Source organism: Acinetobacter sp. ANC 5045 (assembly GCF_004331005.1).
In the GTDB taxonomy this organism is placed as follows: Bacteria; Pseudomonadota; Gammaproteobacteria; order Pseudomonadales; family Moraxellaceae; genus Acinetobacter; species Acinetobacter towneri.
Window position 1 is genome coordinate 83376 of sequence record NZ_SJNS01000002.1, and the last position, 18361, is coordinate 101736.

16 protein-coding genes are annotated in these 18361 nt (G+C 39.9%); 13 read left to right on the plus strand and 3 right to left on the minus strand.

Annotated elements, in window-relative coordinates:
- Positions 1 to 185: 185 nt before the first annotated feature.
- Positions 186 to 1631, plus strand: a complete 1446-nt coding sequence (gene dnaB / locus E0H79_RS03370) for a replicative DNA helicase (RefSeq protein ID WP_004973149.1) — start codon at positions 186 to 188, stop codon at positions 1629 to 1631.
- A gap of 21 nt (positions 1632 to 1652) precedes the next feature.
- Here dnaB and E0H79_RS03375 read toward each other — a convergent pair whose 3' ends face one another.
- Complete coding sequence (locus E0H79_RS03375) at positions 1653 to 2219, minus strand: hypothetical protein (RefSeq protein WP_026438364.1); 567 nt, start codon at positions 2217 to 2219, stop codon at positions 1653 to 1655.
- 467 nt (positions 2220 to 2686) lie between these two features.
- Between E0H79_RS03375 and alr the strand changes: the two genes are divergently transcribed.
- The 5 genes from alr to E0H79_RS03400 all read left to right on the plus strand — a co-directional run bounded on the left by alr (position 2687) and on the right by E0H79_RS03400 (position 8595).
- The gene (alr, locus tag E0H79_RS03380) at positions 2687 to 3763 is read left to right on the plus strand and encodes an alanine racemase (RefSeq protein WP_004973145.1); all 1077 of its coding nucleotides are present in this window, start codon (positions 2687 to 2689) and stop codon (positions 3761 to 3763) included.
- Between the two features lie 530 nt (positions 3764 to 4293).
- On the plus strand, positions 4294 to 5040 hold the full coding sequence (locus E0H79_RS03385) for a beta-ketoacyl-ACP reductase (protein WP_131260810.1): 747 nt from the start codon (positions 4294 to 4296) through the stop codon (positions 5038 to 5040).
- 51 nt (positions 5041 to 5091) lie between these two features.
- Entirely contained in the window at positions 5092 to 5436 is a 345-nt protein-coding gene (locus E0H79_RS03390; protein ID WP_131260811.1) for a phasin family protein, read from the plus strand.
- A gap of 125 nt (positions 5437 to 5561) precedes the next feature.
- A complete protein-coding gene (locus E0H79_RS03395) occupies positions 5562 to 7334 on the plus strand; it encodes a class I poly(R)-hydroxyalkanoic acid synthase (RefSeq protein WP_131260812.1) in 1773 nt (590 codons plus the stop codon).
- A gap of 82 nt (positions 7335 to 7416) precedes the next feature.
- Positions 7417 to 8595, plus strand: a complete 1179-nt coding sequence (locus E0H79_RS03400) for an acetyl-CoA C-acetyltransferase (protein ID WP_131260813.1) — start codon at positions 7417 to 7419, stop codon at positions 8593 to 8595.
- Positions 8596 to 8763: 168 nt separating this feature from the next.
- Here E0H79_RS03400 and E0H79_RS03405 read toward each other — a convergent pair whose 3' ends face one another.
- A complete protein-coding gene (locus tag E0H79_RS03405; protein WP_131260814.1) occupies positions 8764 to 9363 on the minus strand; it encodes a hypothetical protein in 600 nt (199 codons plus the stop codon).
- Positions 9364 to 9758: 395 nt separating this feature from the next.
- Between E0H79_RS03405 and E0H79_RS03410 the strand changes: the two genes are divergently transcribed.
- On the plus strand, positions 9759 to 10757 hold the full coding sequence (locus tag E0H79_RS03410; RefSeq protein WP_131260815.1) for a helix-turn-helix transcriptional regulator: 999 nt from the start codon (positions 9759 to 9761) through the stop codon (positions 10755 to 10757).
- A 340-nt stretch (positions 10758 to 11097) separates the two neighbouring features.
- Here the strand turns inward: E0H79_RS03410 and mnmG are convergent, their stop codons facing one another.
- Positions 11098 to 12978, minus strand: coding sequence for a tRNA uridine-5-carboxymethylaminomethyl(34) synthesis enzyme MnmG (gene mnmG / locus E0H79_RS03415; RefSeq protein WP_131260816.1), 1881 nt, complete (start codon positions 12976 to 12978; stop codon positions 11098 to 11100).
- A 242-nt stretch (positions 12979 to 13220) separates the two neighbouring features.
- Between mnmG and E0H79_RS03420 the strand changes: the two genes are divergently transcribed.
- The 6 genes from E0H79_RS03420 (at position 13221) to fis (ending at position 18326) form a co-directional block, all read left to right on the plus strand.
- Complete coding sequence (locus tag E0H79_RS03420) at positions 13221 to 13577, plus strand: hypothetical protein (protein ID WP_131260817.1); 357 nt, start codon at positions 13221 to 13223, stop codon at positions 13575 to 13577.
- A 184-nt stretch (positions 13578 to 13761) separates the two neighbouring features.
- Entirely contained in the window at positions 13762 to 14673 is a 912-nt protein-coding gene (locus E0H79_RS03425; RefSeq protein WP_004973134.1) for a bile acid:sodium symporter family protein, read from the plus strand.
- Between the two features lie 83 nt (positions 14674 to 14756).
- Positions 14757 to 15638: a bile acid:sodium symporter family protein gene (locus E0H79_RS03430; protein WP_131260818.1), complete on the plus strand. Its 882-nt coding sequence runs from the start codon at positions 14757 to 14759 to the stop codon at positions 15636 to 15638.
- Between the two features lie 255 nt (positions 15639 to 15893).
- On the plus strand, positions 15894 to 16796 hold the full coding sequence (gene prmA / locus E0H79_RS03435; protein ID WP_004973131.1) for a 50S ribosomal protein L11 methyltransferase: 903 nt from the start codon (positions 15894 to 15896) through the stop codon (positions 16794 to 16796).
- Between the two features lie 16 nt (positions 16797 to 16812).
- On the plus strand, positions 16813 to 17667 hold the full coding sequence (locus E0H79_RS03440) for a DUF3426 domain-containing protein (protein ID WP_004973129.1): 855 nt from the start codon (positions 16813 to 16815) through the stop codon (positions 17665 to 17667).
- A 389-nt stretch (positions 17668 to 18056) separates the two neighbouring features.
- Positions 18057 to 18326 carry a DNA-binding transcriptional regulator Fis gene (gene fis, locus E0H79_RS03445; RefSeq protein ID WP_001086304.1) on the plus strand — a complete coding sequence of 90 codons (270 nt, stop codon included), beginning with the start codon at positions 18057 to 18059 and terminating at the stop codon, positions 18324 to 18326.
- Positions 18327 to 18361: the final 35 nt, after the last annotated feature.

An 18361-nucleotide genomic window follows, 5' to 3' on the forward strand; every position in this document is an offset into this window, starting at 1 on the left:
CTTTAGAATATACAGTTAGTACAATTTTCCTAAATCGATCTATACGCTTTGACTTATCCTTCACCAAAATCTACTCGCTTTTTTTTCTAGAGGGCGTATCATCGGGAAGTGGAAAGAATATGAGTTTCAAGTTCTATCCCCCGTGCATTATTCAGCATTTACTGTTTTAAAAATCAGGGATTTATATGTCACAGGCGACTGCTAGCGCAAAGCAACATACTGCAAAGTCTGATCTAAAACCAAATGAGAACAGCCCGCTTAAAGAGTTTCGTACCCCACCGCATAACTTAGCCATCGAACAAGCTGTTTTGGCTGCGTTGATGACTGTAGCCGAATCTTTTGAACAAGTGGGTGATGTATTACAAGAATCTGATTTTTACGCGACACGCCACAAATATATTTTCCGCGCTATTGATTCTTTATCTAAAGAAAACTCACCTTATGATGCTGTTTTGGTGAATGACTGGCTGATTAAACAAAATTTACTCGAAGCTGCGGGCGGTGAAGAATATTTAATGCAGCTCATGGCAGACTCACCTTCTAGTTTTTATAACCTAGAAACCTATGCCACGAAAATTAAAGAATTCTCAACCCTCAGAAACATGATTAAAGTCAGTTCTGAAATTTTACAAAATGCCTATGACACCAAAGGGCGTAGTGTAAGTGAGATTTTAGATTTGGCTGAAACTAATATTTTCCAAATTGCCGAACAACACAATAACAATGCCAAAGCACAAGGCCCAAAAGCCATTTCGAGTGTGGTTGCCGATGTATTCGATAAACTTGATGAACTTTCTAAAATGGAAGGCAATATTACAGGTTTAACCACAGGCTTTGTGGAGTTAGATAATAAAACTTCGGGCATGCAAGCGGGTGATTTGATTATTGTCGCTGCGCGTCCATCTATGGGTAAAACCACCTTTGCCATGAATTTGGTTGAAAGTGTTTTGTTTAACAATGACTTACCTGCCCTTGTCTACTCTATGGAAATGCCTGCAGACTCAATTGCAATGCGTTTGATTTCTGCATACGGCAAAGTGCATCAAGGGAACTTACGTTCAGGTAAACTCAGTGGCGATGAATGGTCAAAAGTCACAGGCACGATTTTACAACTGCAAGAAAAGCATTTGTATATTGATGACTCATCTGCCCTACCACCTACGGAAGTACGTGCACGTGCACGACGCATTGCCAAACAACATGGCGGTAAAATTGGCTGCATCATGGTCGATTACTTGCAGTTAATGAAAGTTCCAGGCATGGGCGATAACCGTGTCGGCGAAATCTCAGAAATTTCACGTAGCTTAAAAGCCTTGGCCAAAGAGATGAACTGCCCTGTGATTGCTTTGTCACAGCTCAACCGCTCATTAGAGAACCGACCTAATAAACGCCCTGTGATGTCTGACTTGCGTGAATCTGGTGCAATTGAGCAGGATGCGGATTTAATCATGTTTATTTACCGCGACGAAGTTTACAATAAAGAATCTAAAGAAGCAGGTACTGCCGAAATTATTATTGGTAAACAGCGTAACGGCCCAATTGGTACGGTACGTCTTGCTTTTGAAGGGCAATATACGCGTTTTAGTAACTTATCTCCTGAGTATTATGCTCAGTATGATGATGAAGAGTAATGCTTGCATTGCTCTTTTTTATTAAAACCATGTTTTAATCTGACTTATTAACTTTGCCCACCATAGTTTCCAACTTGAGAGTAAATTATAATCTTGACTATTTTCTTCCATTTCAAGTGATGGAAATGCTTTATTTAATTGCTTGCATGTCGGATACTTTTGTTGCAGTTGCGCCAAATAATGTGTCTGATCATAGTCTATAAAACCATCTAAAATCCCAACCTCTGATCTATCGACTGTAGAACAATTTGAGGTCTGCTTATTCCAAGCTAAAAATGGGACAATCGGTTTAGATAAAACAAGCTGGTCATTCTTACAGTTTAATGTTGCAAATGAAACTACTTGATATTGCTGGGGTTTAGCACCATCTGGTGCATAAGCTAAACCAATAATTAATTGGTTTTTAGCTGTACTTTTACCTGAAAATCCACTGTACCATTGAGTAGGCTTTTTATATTTAACCTCATCTAGTATTGAGCGAAAAATAAATTGACCTGAACTGAGTTCAAAAATGAAGTCTGAACTCTCCTGTACTGCCAGTGAACCTTGGTAACGGGCAATAAAAACGTCATTGGGTGAATGTGGCATACAAGCCATAACTGACTGACAAAAAAATAAAGTACTCCATCCCAGATAACAAAATATTTTCATCATTTATTCAACATATCCAAGTTTAAAATGCATTGTTTAATCTCTCTTTGAGTTCATTTAAATTACGAACCCACTCTCCACAATCTTCTGAGTCTTGCCATAACTCGTACAGTTCAGAATTTTCCTAAGTGAGAGCATCTAACGCCATAATAGCTTTTAGAACGTATAGTTTTATATGAAAAATAAAGCCTGAAACTTTTACAAATTATTTGCAATCAATAACCTAATAGATTTTTCGATCTTAAGTTAATTTATGATCAAAAACTTAAATGTTCATGTCTATTTGAGGTTGATAGGTCTACAATAGTGAATATTTTTAAATAGAACTATTTTTAGTATTTATTTATCACTCCACAGTGTATCTAACACAAATTACCAATTGTCATTCCCAAGGAGTATTTAGGGTGCGCCAAGCAACAGTTTATATTGACAGTCAGGCACTGCAATATAATTTAAACCGTGTCAAACAACTTGCCCCAACAGCAAAAATTGTTAGCATGGTCAAGGCCAATGCTTACGGACATGGTGTAAAAGACTGCTTAGCAGCTTTAAAAGACAGCGATGCCTTTGGTGTCGCTTGCGTTGAAGAAGCCTTAGAAATTCGTGAATTGGGATATACGCAGCCCATCACCCTGATTGAAGGTGTTTTTTCTGCCGATGAAATGCAAAGTGTGTTGGCACACAAATTGGAATGTGTAGTGCATCATCAAGCACAGCTCGATTGGCTACTACAACATAAAGCTGATTATATCGCACAAGGCTTAAAAGTCTGGGTCAAACTCAACAGCGGCATGAATCGTTTAGGTTTTAAAATTCCTGAAATTATTGATGTGATTCACATGCTCAAAGCCGAAGGTTTTACCTGTGTGTTGACCATGCATTTTGCCAATGCCGATGGCGACCATGCTTTGAATGATCAACAAGTCGCACAATTTTTGCATGTCAAAGACAATTGCAGCCCTATTCTTGCTTCTTGCTGCAACTCTGCTGCAATCTATCGTTATCCCGAATTGCATTTTGATTATGTACGCCCAGGCATTATGCTTTACGGTGCAACGCCTTTTGCCGCACATAATGTGCATACACTCGACTTAAAGCCTGTGATGACTTTAAGCGCAGAAGTGATCGCACTAAATGAAATTGATGCAGGCGAACACGTCGGCTACGGTTCAACCTTTACTGCAGAACAAGCCATGCAAATTGCGATTGTTTCAATTGGCTATGGCGATGGTTATCCACGTACATTTGTTCAGCCAAATTTTGTTGCGATTGGTGCAAAATTAACGCCTGTGCTTGGTCGTGTGTCTATGGATATGATTGCCATTGATGTCACAGGTTTAGACGTTGAATTAGGCACACAAGTTGAACTATGGGGCAAACACCGTTTGGTGGATGATGTTGCCACAGCCAATGGTACGATTGGCTATGAGTTGTTGTGTCGTTTAAGCCCTCGCCCACAGCGCAAGGCAACCAGCATTTAACTTTCTTTTTTCGATCTGTTGCATGTAGCAGTTTTGCTGCATGCAATCGTCTAAGCCATTCTCTTTTTCTTTCTTATATTTTTCTTTTCGCTTTTTATTTTCTTAAATTCACTTTATTTCCATTCATATTGATAAAAATTTGTGGTCACCCACATTTGCATTTAGCGCTTTACAGTCATCCAAATATTTAGCTGAAAATCACACTCAAAATCTCAAGAAAAAACAATATGCTCGCGCACTGTCTTTAAACTGCCACATCGCTTCAAATTCATGGATTAATCACATTTCACCAGTTCTCAGAAGTTTGTGCTGCGCGCTACGATGAATCAATGACTTCACGACTATTTAAGCCATTTATAAAAGCATCCACATGATAAGAAAATAATCTATTACCAATATTTGTTTACTTTTGACTTCAAAGCATCATCAAACTGCAGCCTCTTTGAAATATAAAACGCTTAATTTCTAAACAAGAATAAAGAGGAAAAACTCCTTAATTTTTATAACCTTATTCTGCTTAGGAAAAGAATATGTCTGAACAAAAAGTAGCTTTAGTGACGGGTGCATTAGGTGGTATTGGCAGTGAGATTTGCCATCAACTGGTTACAGCAGGCTATAAAATTATTGCAACGGTTGTACCAAGAGAAGAAGATCGCGAAAAACAATGGCTTGAAAGCAAAGGCTTTACAGAAAGCGATGTGCGCTTTGTTTTAACCAACTTAAATGAGCATGAAGCGGCTACAGCAGCCATTCAAGAAGCGATTGATGCTGAAGGTCGTGTAGATGTGTTGGTCAACAATGCAGGTATTACCCGCGATGCGACTTTCAAAAAAATGAGCTATACGCAGTGGTCTGAAGTGATTGATACCAATTTAAAAACACTTTTTACAGTGACTCAGCCTGTATTTAACAAAATGTTAGAACAAAAATCTGGTCGGATTGTTAACATTAGTTCGGTGAACGGTTTAAAAGGTCAATTTGGTCAAGCCAACTACTCTGCAACTAAGGCAGGCATCATCGGCTTTAGCAAAGCTTTGGCGCAAGAAGGCGCACGTTCAAATATCTGCGTGAACGTCGTTGCACCAGGTTATACCGCAACCCCGATGGTCACAGCCATGCGCGAAGAAGTAATTAAAAGCATTGAAGCACAAATTCCTCTGCAACGTCTTGCCGCCCCTACCGAAATTGCGGCAGCAGTTATGTATTTAGTGAGTGATCATGCTGCATACGTAACAGGCGAAACCTTATCAATCAACGGCGGCTTATACATGCACTAAGCGTGTAACACCTCATTTGAATCTACAAGTTTATTTACTGGAGTGACACCCATGCTATACGGCGACTTATTTTCAAACATGAATGCTCAATACAAAAACGTGTTTGAACCGTACACCAAATTCAACAGTTTAGTTGCAAAAAATTTTGCTGACTTAACCAACTTACAATTAGAAGCAGCACGCAACTATGCCAACATTGGTTTAGCACAAATGTTTGCCAATAGCGAAGTGAAAGACATGCAAAGCATGGTGAACTGCACCACGAAGCAATTAGAAACCATGAACAAACTCAGTCAGCAAATGATTGAAGATGGCAAAAAATTAGCAACACTGACTTCAGAATTCAAAGCTGAATTTGAAAAGTTAGTCAGCGATTCAATGCCAAATAACAAATAAACACTGCTCTGAAAACCATGCGTTATCAGGACGAATGTTACGGGGAAGTGTGAAAATTTCCCCGTTTTAGTTTCAGCCTTGCACTCAATTTGATTGCTAAAAGCCATGTGCCATGGAGCGATGAAATGAAACAGAACTCATTTCAATTCAAAGAAAATATATTACAATTTTTCTCTAGCCACGATGATATCTGGAAAAAACTACAAGAATTTTATTATGGGCAAAGCCCTATTAATGACGCCTTAACACAGCTCAACAAAGAAGATATGTCGATGTTCTTTGAAGCTTTGTCTAAAAATCCAGCACGCTTGATGGAAATGCAATGGAGCTGGTGGCAAGGTCAAATGCAAATCTACCAAAATGTGATGATGCGCAGTGTGGCAAAAGACATCGAACCATTCATTCAACCTGAAAGTGGTGATCGTCGTTTTAACAGCCCATTATGGCAAGAACAACCCAATTTTGACCTGTTATCGCAGTCATATTTGTTGTTTAGCCAACTGGTACAAAATATGGTGGATGTCGTAGAAGGCATTCCAGACAAAGTGCGTTACCGCCTTCACTTTTTTACCCGCCAAATGATTAATGCTTTATCACCAAGCAATTTTCTTTGGACTAACCCTGAAGTGATTCAGCAAACCATTACCGAACAAGGTGAAAACCTTGTCCGTGGCATGCAAATTTTCCATGATGATGTGGTCAATAGCGGAAAATATTTATCTATTCGCATGGTCAATAGTGACTCTTTTAGCTTGGGTAAAGATTTAGCCTACACGCCAGGTGCAGTGGTATTTGAAAATGAAATTTTCCAGTTGTTGCAATATGAAGCAACCACAGAAAATGTATATCAAACTCCGATTCTAATCGTGCCGCCATTTATTAATAAATATTATGTGCTGGATTTACGCGAACAAAACTCGTTGGTGAACTGGTTACGTCAGCAAGGTCATACGGTCTTTTTAATGTCTTGGCGTAACCCAAATGCTGAACAAAAAGAACTCACTTTCGCAGATCTGATTACCGCAGGTGCAGTTGAAGCTTTGCGTGTTATTGAAGAAATTACAGGCGAAAAAGAAGCCAACTGTATCGGCTATTGTATTGGTGGTACTTTACTTGCTGCAACGCAGGCTTATTACCTGGCAAAACGCCTGAAAAGTCATGTGAAATCTGCCACGTATATGGCAACCATTATCGACTTTGAAAACCCAGGCAGCTTAGGCGTATTTATTAATGAACCTGTGATTAGTGGTTTAGAAACCTTAAATAATCAATTGGGTTATTTTGATGGTCGCCAGTTGGCAGTCACGTTCAGTTTGTTACGTGAAAATACCCTGTACTGGAACTACTACATCGAGAACTATTTAAAAGGCAAAGAGCCTTCAGATTTCGATATTTTGTATTGGAACAGCGACGGCACCAATATTCCTGCCAAAATTCATAATTTCTTATTGCGTAATTTGTATTTGAATAATGAATTGATTTCACCAAATGCAGTAAAAGTGAACGGTGTTGGACTCAACCTTTCTCGTGTCAAAACTCCAAGCTTCTTTATTGCTACGCAGGAAGATCATATCGCGCTTTGGGATACCTGCTTCCGTGGTGCAGATTACTTAGGTAGTGAATCTACACTGGTACTTGGTGAATCTGGACACGTGGCAGGCATTGTGAATCCGCCAAGTCGTAATAAATACGGTTGCTATACCAATACTGCCAAGTTTGAAAATACCAAGCAATGGCTTGATGGTGCAGAGTATCATCCTGAATCTTGGTGGCTACGCTGGCAGGCTTGGGTCACACCGTATGCAGGCGAACAAGTCCCTGCCCGCGCCTTAGGTAATGCGCAATATCCAATGATAGAAGCAGCACCAGGTCGCTATGTTTTGGTAAATTTATTTTAATCAGTCATATAACAACAGCAATGCACATGCTATATATCATGTGCATCCACAGAAACGTAAACATAAAATTTAAGGATATAAAATGAAAGATGTTGTCATTGTTGCTGCAAAACGTACTGCAATTGGTAGCTTTTTAGGTAGTCTCGCTTCTTTATCTGCACCACAATTGGGGCAAACAGCAATTCGTGCAGTCTTAGACAGTGCTAAAGTACAGCCTGAACAAGTCGATCAGGTGATTATGGGTAACGTACTCACTACAGGTGTAGGACAAAACCCTGCACGTCAAGCCGCAATTGCTGCAGGTATTCCTGTACAAGTGCCTGCATCAACGCTAAACGTGGTGTGTGGTTCGGGATTACGTGCCGTACATTTGGCTGCACAAGCGATTCAGTGTGATGAAGCAGAAATTGTAGTTGCTGGTGGTCAAGAATCAATGTCACAAAGCGCACACTATATGCAGTTGCGTAACGGTCAAAAAATGGGGAATGCCCAGTTGATCGACAGTATGGTGGCTGATGGTTTAACCGATGCTTATAACCAATATCACATGGGTATTACTGCAGAAAATATTGTAGAAAAGCTTGGTTTAAACCGTGAAGAACAAGACCAATTGGCACTGACTTCACAACAACGCGCGGCTGCAGCACAAGCGGCTGGTAAATTTAAAGATGAAATTGCAGCTGTAAGCATTCCACAGCGTAAAGGCGACCCAATTGTATTTGCTGAAGATGAATACATCAAAGCCAATACCACCCTTGAAAGCTTGAATAAATTGCGCCCTGCGTTCAAAAAAGATGGCAGCGTAACCGCAGGTAATGCTTCTGGTATTAACGATGGTGCAGCAGCAGTGTTAATGATGAGCGCAGACAAAGCTGCAGCATTAGGCCTACAACCTTTAGCACGTATTAAAGCCTATGCAATGTCGGGTATTGAGCCTGAAATTATGGGTCTTGGCCCTGTTGAAGCGGTTAAGAAAACCTTAAATAAAGCAGGCTGGAGCTTAGATCAGGTCGATTTAATTGAAGCCAACGAAGCCTTTGCCGCACAAGCACTAGGTGTTGCCAAAGAATTAGGCTTAGACCTAGATAAAGTAAACGTGAATGGTGGCGCAATTGCCCTCGGTCACCCGATTGGTGCTTCAGGTTGCCGTATCCTCGTGACGTTACTACACGAAATGCAACGCCGTGATGCGAAAAAAGGCATCGCAACGCTTTGCGTAGGCGGTGGCATGGAGGTTGCACTTGCGGTTGAACGCGACTAAGTAACCGAGCCGAAAGTACAGCACGAGTCAAATCTGTAAAATTTGGCAGCTACTCAATGCCAGCAATAAATTTTAGACCTAATGGGAGCTTCGGCTTCCATTATTTTTTAGCTACGCAGAGCTTATAAATAACATTGTTGCCGATCAGTTTTATATGACAAGTACGACTTAATCCACCGAAAGCAAGTGCTGAATATGATCACTAAAGTGATAAAAATGCATGGTATCGGGTTGCTGTTTCAGTTGTTGCCATGCATCTACAAGCGACGTCCAACCTAAATCTTTTAGGCATTGCACAATCATTTCCAATTGCGACAAAGTCTTTTCAGTCGATTGTTTTAACCGAATTTGTCGGTCTAATTGTTCAATTTTTTGCCCCAACTGGAAAAATAAATATATCTGCTGTGGTTCAGCATCTAATAATGCTTCACAGTCTTGTACTACATCACAAATATAACTCGCGTTATCGCACGCATTTTGAATACATTGCTGTAATTCAACATAAGTGGCTTTAGAGAAAACCTGTGCCAAGTTTTGAATTTTTGTCCGTGTTTGCTCAAACTGCATCGCAAATGAGGCAGGCTGTTCTTCGTTTAAAATCAATTCATTTAAAGAAGCTGCATCAAATGCAGGCAAACAAAAGGCATGTGCATAAGTCAAAGCAGCATCATTTTGTTTAAACGGAAATTGCTGACATACATATTGAATACGGGTTAAATAACGGGCTAACCAAAAAATTTCTCGCGCATCGCTGCTAGATAAATTCATGGTTGTTTCATCCTCCGGATTCTAGTCTATTGACAATTCATCACGATAAAGTACCTCAATCGCCTTGCCTAATTAACCTACAGCACTCATCCACTCAGACCGCTTTTATTTACATAAACCTGTATCTACCATACAAAATGCTGACGTGTTTTCACTTAAATATAACTGTTAGGTCTTGCTTTTCTAATTGATCCAAGTATGGTTTGAAGTCATGGCTTTTGATTCGTTTCTATTATTTGATTAACTTTGCCTGTCCAAATTTTGTGATATTTACTGCAAAATCTGCAGTGATATGCTGCCCTTTTCAGTAAAAAACTTGCTAATCATTCCGAGTTTTCTTATTGTGTGGAAGAACAAGTTTTCATCCGTATGAATTGACCTAGTAAATATTGAATATGTCTATACAAGAAAAAGAAACATCGAATAGTTTATATCGCCAATGGCAAATTTTATCGTGCCTTTCTACAGGTAAATGGATGGGCACACGCGAATTACACGATGTCTTGCAACGTGAAGGTATCGACATTAGTTTGCGTACGATTCAACGTGACTTAAATCAAATTTCTCAGCGCTTTCCAATTGAAAGTAATGGTACCGTGCCACAAGGTTGGCGCTGGCGTTCAGATGCACCGATTCAAAGTTTACCGCACATGACCAGCTCTCAAGCGGTAACGTTTATGATGGTCGAGGAACATTTAAAACATCTGCTACCGCCAAGTCTAATTGAAGAAATGAACCCATGGTTTGATTTGGCTCGACGCAGTCTATCGACCCAAAACAATGTCCGTCAATGGATTAACCGTGTGCGGATTGTGCCTGCAACACAACCTTTAATTCCACCAGTCGTAGACCGCAATGCACAACAGGCGATTTATGAAGGCTTACTCCAAGACAAACAACTGGAATGTATTTATCAATCACGCAGCAGCTCAGGCGAAGAAAAAACTTATGTGCTGAATCCTTTGGCTTTAGTTCAAAAAGGTGCGGTGATTTATTTAATTTGTACCCGATTTGATAAAACCGACATTCAAACCTTTGCTCTGCATCGTTTTAAAGCAGCCAAAGTTTTAGATTCACGCGCCTTGCATCCTGTTAATTTTGATATTGATGCTTATATTGAATCTGGCGAATTAGGTTTTAGAGTCGATTTCAGCAAAGCCACAGAAAATATTCAGCTCAAACTCACCATGCAAAAAGCTGATGCCATTTACTTCGATGAAAGCCAATTAAGCAAAGATCAAACTATGGAAACGCTGGAAAATGGTGATGTGTTGGTGACAGCCACTGTACCTTTTACCTCACAATTGGTCTGGTGGTTGCGTAGTTTTGGCAAAAAGCTGATTCAGATTGAACCTGTAGACGTTGCCAATGTGGTGAATCAAACTCAGGAATAAAAAAGCCCCAAAGATATTGGGGCAATCGCATTATCGTTCTTGTTCAAATCTAATTATTGTGATTGAAGTTAAAGTTAACATTGACTCGGCATCATACAACGTAGGCATGCTAGCTCGGCTGTATTATAACGAATGGTTTTTAAAGTCATATTTTGCTCCTATCTGTGTTGATAAGTGTCACTTTAAATGCTCCTGATCTAGCTGTGAAATCATAAGATATGCAGTCGAAATCAGATTTATTCTTATACGCAACTTCTTCTTTGCTTAGCATCTGATTTACTTTGGCGCATAAAAAAGCCCGCAATTTAAATTGTGGGCTTCTTCATCAATCCATCAAACCTTAAGCAGATTTACGTGACTGTGCATTTTTACGAATGGTGATCATCACCAATTGAACTGCGGCAGGTGTCACACCTGGAATACGACTGGCTTGTGCCAAAGTTTCAGGCAAAACATGCTTCAATTTTAGCGTGATTTCACGCGATAAACCTGACACTGCATCATAATCAAAATCGGCAGGGATTTTAGTTTCTTCCAAGCGTTTTAACTGTGCGACATCTTCATGCTGACGGTTAATATAACCAGCATATTTCACTGCAATTTCAATTTGATCGCCCACTTGTGCAGAAACTTCTGAGCCTGTTAATTCTGCAATTTGCGCAAAACTGATATTTGGACGTTTTAACAGATCAATCGCAGAACATTCTTTAGATAAATCTGCACCTGTCATTTCAACAAATTTTTTGCCCATTGGGTTGTTTGGTGCAGCCCACAAATGCTGTAAACGCCCTGTTTCACGTTCTACTGCTTCCATTTTTTCACAGTAAGCCGCCCAACGAGTGTCATCCACCAAACCAAGCTCACGACCAATTGGCGTCAAACGCTGATCGGCATTATCTTCACGCAACATCAAACGGTATTCCGCACGTGAGGTAAACATGCGGTACGGTTCTTTAGTACCTAGCGTGATCAAATCATCAACCAATACACCAATATAAGCTTCGTCACGTTTTGGTGTCCATTGTTCCTGATCCCAAGCGCGACGTGCCGCATTCAAACCAGCTAACACACCTTGCGCACCCGCTTCTTCATAGCCAGTCGTACCATTAATTTGACCTGCAAAATACAAGTTATTAATGGCTTTGGTTTCCAAAGTGAATTTCAAGGCTTGTGGATTGAAGTAATCATATTCAATCGCATAACCTGGACGCAAAATATGCGCATTTTCCATACCACGAATTGAACGAACTAACTCGAACTGCACATCAAACGGTAAAGAGGTTGAAATCCCGTTTGGATACAATTCATGTGTATCTAAACCTTCAGGCTCCAAAAATACCTGATGCGAGTCTTTATCAGAAAAACGGTGAATTTTATCTTCAATCGATGGGCAGTAACGTGGGCCAACACCTTCAATCACACCTGTATACATCGGTGAACGATCTAAACCACCACGAATAATTTCGTGAGTACGTTCATTGGTATGGGTGATATAGCAGTTCACTTGTTCAGGGTGCATCGACACATCACCCATGAATGACATGGTTGGTGATGGGAAATCACCTGGCTGCGGAATCATGACCGAAAAATCGACTGAGCGTGCATCAATACGTGGTGGCGTACCTGTTTTTAAACGCCCTACAGGCAAATTTAATTCACGTAAACGTGCCGCCAAAGCAATTGATGGAGGATCGCCTGCACGACCACCGCTCGATTTTTCTAAACCGATGTGAATCACACCACCCAAGAATGTACCTGTGGTCAATACCACGGTTTTCGCATCAAAACGAATCCCCATTTGAGTGACTACACCTTTTACAGTATCGCCTTCTACAATCAGGTCATCGGCTGCTTGTTGGAAAATATCTAAATTGGCTTGGTTTTCTAAAGTGGCACGAATCGCAGCTTTAAAACGAACACGGTCTGCCTGCGCACGTGTTGCACGAACAGCAGCACCTTTACGCGAGTTTAAAATACGGAATTGAATCCCGCTTTTATCGGCAGCCAATGCCATTGCACCGCCTAAGGCATCAATCTCACGTACCAAATGCGACTTACCAATCCCGCCAATTGCAGGGTTACAGCTCATCTGCCCTAAAGTCTCAATGTTATGAGTTAAGAGTAAGGTTTGACGACCCATACGTGCTGCTGCAAGCGCCGCTTCGGTGCCTGCGTGACCGCCACCAATAACAATGACATCGTAAACTTTAGGATAGTGCATAATGGTCAATGAGAGATAAAAAATAAAGACGGAATATTATAGCAAAACTTGTGGCATAAGTTGACAGATTCAGTCGATTTTATTGGCTTAACCGCGCTACAAAATTAATATTTTGTAATCCAAATTTGCATTTTTACTGTACATAAAAACATTTAGACCTAAAAATTAACCAGATCACCGTTGTTTTAATTTGTCTATTTTTTATCCTAATAACACAGATATGAGAAACAAAGGGAAACATCATGAATAAGAAAATTTTGCTGTCCTCTATGCTTTGTGGCTTATTTTTCAGTCCATTTGCAGTGCAGGCAAATGATAAAGTAGAAACCGTCTATAACGCGCAAAAATTCCAGCAAGTCTGTAAAGGTAAAACTCAGGGCGCACCTGTAAGCTTTGCTTATCGTGGGATTATCTGGAATGGTACCTGTGAACCACAATTCTTTAGTTCATCTAAAGCAGTGCAATTACAAGGCAATGAGCCTGAATTATACCGTTCTTGTATGGCAGATGCGCAAAGCACCGTCATTACAGTCAATAGTACTGAGTTAAAAGGCAAATGTGCCTTAGGCTTTACGCCACCACGCCCTGCTGCAATGTGATCAATCACTTAATCTATATTTTCATGAACAGATCGGGTATTCATTCAAACTGAAAGCATGAAAATAACACCAAAGCAGTCATTTATAAGAAGTGACTGCTTTGTTTATTGCACAAGCTCAAAAAACAATTACACTGCAAAGAGAGGGAAAATTATACCCATAAGAAAAAAATAAAGGATGTGCTATGGATTCAGGCTTTTTTACCTTTTTTCTACCACTGACCTTAGCTGTGATGATGATGGGCTTAGGCTTACAACTCACGCCTAAAGACTTTATTCGGGTCAATCAATTTCCTAAAGTCATTTTTTTAACGCTTTTTTCACAATTGGTCATTTTGCCTGTTTTAGCATTTTCAATTTGTTTATTTTTAGAATTGCCACCGCTCTTGGCAATTGGCTTAATGCTGCTTGCTGCCTCACCAGGGGGGCCTACTGCTAACTTATTTAGCTATGTTTATAAAGGTGACGTTGCCCTAAATATTACCCTAACCGCAATGAACTCTGTGATGGCGACCTTTACGCTGCCTTTTATTGTTAATTTGTCTTTTCTGTATTTTATGACCGATCAACAACAAATTGGCATGCCAATTGAAAAAATGGCACAGGTTTTTTTACTGATTATTGTGCCTGTTTGTGTAGGAATGGCGGTGCGTAATGCAATGCCACAAATTGCATTACAGTTGGGCAAACCTATGCGTTTGATGTCCATTTATTTCATTTTCGCTTTATTCTTTTATGCGCTTTTCCGCGAACGCGCCAATGTCTTTGACTATTTCAGTGCGATTGGTATCGCCACAGCGCTTTTTTGCTTTTTAAGTTTACTTATTGGTTATCTTGTGCCGTATTTGGCGGGTGTGCCTGATCAACAAGCACGCTCTTGTTGTTTTGAAATTGGCATTCATAACACTGCTGTTTCTTTAACCGTTGCGCTATCGGTTTTGCAAAGCACTGAAATTGCCATTCCTTCTGCGATTTACACAATTTTTATGTATATGTTCAGCTTTATTTTAGGGAGTATGTTAGCTAGACAATCGGCCAAACTTGCCCATCAACACAAACAGGAGCAGAGTTTAAACCACAATAAAAATACAATTTAAAACGTGAGCAAAATTAACTACATATTAAACAAACAGTTAAATATCAAATAAATTATTGTAGATGTAAAAACAAAGGAGTCTTTATGGATTCAGGATTAATCACAATATTTTTGCCGCTGGCTTTGGCCGTGGTCATGGCTGGACTTGGCTTAGAACTCACTCCTAACGACTTTAAACGGGTGAGCAAACACCCCAAAGCAGTGTTTATTGCTTTATTTTGTCAATTGGTCGTCCTGACAGCAATTGCATTCTTTATTTGTAAACTGCTGAATTTACCACCACTGCTTGCAGTCGGACTCATGCTACTAGCAGCATCTCCAGGTGGGCCAACAGCCAACTTATTTAGCTACATATATAAAGGTGATATTGCCCTAAACATCACCCTCACTGCCGTGAATTCCGTGATTGCAGCATTTACCTTGCCCCTGATTGTCAACTTTGCCATTCAACATTTTATGCAGGATGGGCAACAAGTCGGCTTACAGTTTGCCAAAGTATTACAGGTGTTTTTAATTATTATTATCCCTGTCACTTTGGGGATGTTGGTACGCCATTTTAGCCCGCAAACGGCAGACCGTTTAAACAAACCTGTGCGTATTTTTGCTGTGGTTTTTCTGATAGTGATTATTATTGGCGCGATTGCCAAAGAGCGAAATAACATCATGCTTTATTTGGCAGATGTAGGACTTGCCACTGCCCTGTTCTGTGCCTGCAGTTTATTGATTGGTTATTTTGTCCCGCGTTTCTTTGGTGTGAACAGCCAACAAGCCCGTGCCTGCGCCTTTGAAATTGGCATTCACAACAGTACCCTTGCAATGACCATCGCCCTAACCGTTATGGCAAGCTCAACCATTGCCATGCCTGCTGCGGTTTATTCTATTTTCATGTATATTTTTGCCGCAATTTTAGGCACATTACTAAATAAATTTGTGCCGACTCCTGCATCGGAGCAATCTGCATCCTAAAACAAGTCTCTCAATCATCCCCAATCCAGCAATTTGACTGTTTTGGGGATGATTGAGCGATGATGGTTCAAACAAATTCTTAACTTATATTTTTTAGAGTTATATTTTTGTCACATTATTCGACTATAAGCATAAAGCGAATTTGAAACTTCCAATCGTATAGAGTTTTCCCTTTCGCAATCCTAATAAAAAATAACAGCGCCTGCAGCAGTTCAGTTACAATAGCGCTTACGCATTAAATTTTAGGTTATCTCCGTGAAGTGGTTACAAATACATATTACTGTTGATCAAGCGCAAGTCGATTTTACTGAAACCCTGCTCAGTTCATTGGGCGCAGTCAGCGTAACCTTAGATGATGCGGAAAATCAGGACTTACTTGAGCCACTACCAGGTGAAACACCACTTTGGAACAAAGTCATTGTGACAGGTATTTATGCACAAGACGAAGGTGAAGAAATTGATGTTGCAGCCTTAGAAACCTTTATTCGTGCGCAAATGCCAGATGCCCCTTTACGCAGTGAATTTTTGGAAGATCAGGTTTGGGAACGCTCATGGATGGATTACTACGAGCCAATCCAGATTGCAGAGAAATTCTGGATTGTACCTGAATGGTTAGAACCACCTGAGGCAGATGCAGTCAATATCAAACTTGACCCAGGTTTGGCTTTTGGTACAGGTAACCATGCCAGTACGTTCCTGTGCCTGCAATGGTTAGGTAAAACCAATGTAAAAGATAAAGTCGTGATCGACTACGGTTGTGGTTCAGGTATTTTAGGAGTAGCGGCTTTGTTGCTCGGTGCAAAAAAAGTCTATGCGACTGATATTGACCCGCAAGCAGTTTTAGCGACCAAACAAAATGCTGAACTCAACGGTGTACTTAAAAACTTATATGTTGGACTTCCAGAAGAGTTCAATGAAACCATTGGCAATGAAAAAGCAGACATTTTGGTTGCCAATATTTTGGCAGGCCCATTAATGATGCTTGCGCCAGAGTTTGCAACTTTAATTAAATCTGAGGGCGAGTTCGCACTTGCAGGTGTAATTGAAGAGCAAGTTGCTGAAGTTTCTAGTGTTTATTCTGAATTTTTTGATATAGTACAAGTCGAAAAACGTGAAGAAAACTGGTGTCGAATTTCTGGGAAACGCCATCCCCACTAACTGTAATTTTTGAGTTATGAGTGACAAGCAAACCAAGTGCCCTGAATGCCAAACTGTTTATAAAGTATCCGTTGCGCAGCTGACCGTTGCGCAAGGGATGGTTTGTTGTCCTAAATGCGACAATACCTTTAATGCTCTTTCGCATTTGGTATTTGCCTTTCCTCAAAATAAAAACTCAGTCACATCACAATTACATCACATTCAAAACCGCAGTTTTATGCAGGCAACTGCTGAACTTGCGCAACCGCAACATATTTTAGATATTTTTCAGCGTAAAGTTGAACATTCCAATATTGATCTGAAAACCTATCTGAATAACCTCAATTATTTCAGTACTGAACCGATTGGCAACATTCCTGCCATGAAGTTGTCTGCGCCTGATCTTGAAAGTGAAAAAAAGCATGGCAATGGTTACTACTTACTTTGGGGAATTATTAATCTTTTATTGATTGGCTTGTTGATCTTCCAAATTTTGTGGTTTAACCCAAAGTTTTTAAACAGCAGCCCTGCACTGAATTCTGTGTTTACCCAAGTCTGTCAATTTTTTAACTGTAGCAGTTTAGAAGAACGCTATAGCTTAATTTCAGCAAATCGCGTGAAGGTTAAACGTGTAGATCGTATGAATACACAATTTACGGGTGAGCTGATCAATTACTATGATAAAAGCTTGGCTTTGCCTAATATCAAAGTCACTTTAAAAGAAAAACAACAAACATTATCGACTTACATCTATTCCCCACAGGAGTATTTGGTCGAAAGTCTTTCGAGTATTCAACGTATTCCTAAAAACAGTCCATTTAAGTTTGACATTTTAGTTCCAATATCACGAAACGACTTCGATGCCTATACTTTAGAAATTATCAAGCCTTAATTCACAAAAAAATAGTGAAAAAATAGCGAAAAAAATTAAAAAAATTGCAGTTTTCTTGCTCACTTTTTCTCATACAATGGTATCATACGCGCCACGAAAGCTTTGTGCTGCAAACTCCTCGCAAGATTCACAACAAATATAGATCTGTCTAATGCGCTTTATTTTTATATATCGCGTACAGAGTAGATTTTTTGTTTTGATTTTGGTCTGTAACAATTATTAATGTATTGTTACGCTTAAATTTCGACCAATGCCTAGAGTTGTGGCAAGCTAAATGTTCCAGTTTTAGAACTTCCCGTTTTAGGATCTAAAACGGAGTTCATTTAATTTATAGACCACATTGATATATCACTTTATCCCAGTGATATCTGATTTTCGGATTAATTCGCATGAATAGCAAATCTCCTATTTTTACTGCACAATCTGATGTTGCTTTACGTATTCACGTAGATCGCGCAGTTCGCCATTATTTTGCACAACTACAAGGTGAACAACCTTCACAAGTGTATGACATGGTGTTAGCAGAAATGGAGAAACCTCTTTTATCTGTTGTTCTTGAATACACTCGCGGTAACCAAACACGCGCTGCTGAAATTCTTGGACTAAACCGTGGTACTTTACGTAAAAAGTTAAAAGCTCACGGTTTAATGAGTGAATAAGTGATAAAATGCTTGCGACCTCCGCAGGCATTTTT